The organism is Mycobacterium sp. E3198, from assembly GCF_001667015.1.
Lineage (GTDB): Bacteria > Actinomycetota > Actinomycetes > Mycobacteriales > Mycobacteriaceae > Mycobacterium.
Genome location: NZ_LZIS01000211.1, coordinates 1 through 1,173, shown reverse-complemented (window position 1 = coordinate 1,173; position 1,173 = coordinate 1). Strand labels below are relative to the sequence as shown.

At 71.7% G+C, this 1,173-nt stretch carries 1 protein-coding gene; it reads right to left on the bottom strand.

Going from position 1 to position 1,173, the window contains the following annotated elements:
* Positions 1–148 precede the first annotated feature (148 nt).
* Complete coding sequence (locus A5673_RS22805; protein ID WP_068237878.1) at positions 149–1,153, bottom strand: PHP domain-containing protein; 1,005 nt, start codon at positions 1,151–1,153, stop codon at positions 149–151.
* Positions 1,154–1,173 lie beyond the last annotated feature (20 nt).

Below are 1,173 nucleotides of genomic sequence, written 5' to 3'. Positions count from 1 at the left end.
TGGGCGGGGCTGGAGGCGCGGGCGGTGGTGTTGGCCAATTCGGCGGCAACGGCGGCGCCACCGGGGTCGCCGGCTCCGGCGCCGAGGCCCTGATCATCGGCGGCAATGCGGGCGGCGACGGGCAGTCGGTGTAGCAAGCGCAGCTCGCCTACGACGCCGTCCATTCCAGCAGCCCGTCCGCGGGCCAGGTGTTGACGATCCGGTCGGTCGGCACGCCGGCGTCGAGCGCGCGCTGGGCGCCGTAGCCGAGAAAGTCGAGCTGACCCGGCGCGTGCGCGTCGGTGTCGATGCTGAACAGGCAGCCGATCTCCAGTGCCAGCTTCAACAGCCGGGTCGGCGGGTCGCGGCGCTCGGGACGCGAGTTGATCTCCACGGCCGTCCCGTGATCGCGGCACGCGCCGAACACCGCCTCGGCGTCGAACTTCGATTCGGGCCGGATGCCGCGGCCGCCGGAGACCAGCCGACCGGTGCAGTGGCCGAGCACGTCGGCGTGCGGGTTGGAGACGGCGCGCACCATGCGCCGCGTCATGGCCGGCGCGTCCATGGACAGCTTCGAGTGCACGCTGGCCACCACGACGTCGAGGCGCTCGAGCAGTTCGGGCTCCTGGTCCAGGCTGCCGTCTTCGAGGATGTCGACCTCGATGCCGGTCAGGATGCGCATCGGCGCGAACTCGTCGCGCAACCGGTCGATGACGTCGAGTTGCGCGCGCAGCCGCTCCGGCGACAGCCCGTTGGCGATGGTCAGCCGCGGCGAATGGTCGGTCAGCGCGCAGTACTCGTGGCCCAGCGCCGACGCGGTGGCCATCATCTCGTCGATCGGCGCCGACCCGTCCGACCAGTTCGAGTGCAGGTGCAGGTCGCCGCGCAGCGCGGCCCGCAAATCGCCGCCCCCGAGATCCTCGGCGGCGGAACGCAATTCGACGAGCAGGTCGGGCTCGCGTCCGGACCAGGCCTGGTCGATGACCTTCGCGGTCTTCGGGCCGATGCCGGGCAGCGTCTGCCAGCTGTTCGCCTGACCGTGCCGCTCGCGCGCCGCATCGTCCAGGCCCTCGATGATGTCGGCGGCGTTGCGGTAGGCCATCACCCGCCGGGGGTCGTGGCGGCTCCGGTCCTTGTAATAGGCGATCTGCCTCAAGGCGGTTACCGGGTCCATGGCTCCAGTGTGCCCGCCCC

Excerpts from the sequence above, each read along its gene's own strand:
- A5673_RS22805 (WP_068237878.1), bottom strand. The coding sequence starts at position 1,153 with ATGGACCCGGTAACCGCCTTGAGGCAGATCGCCTATTACAAGGACCGG.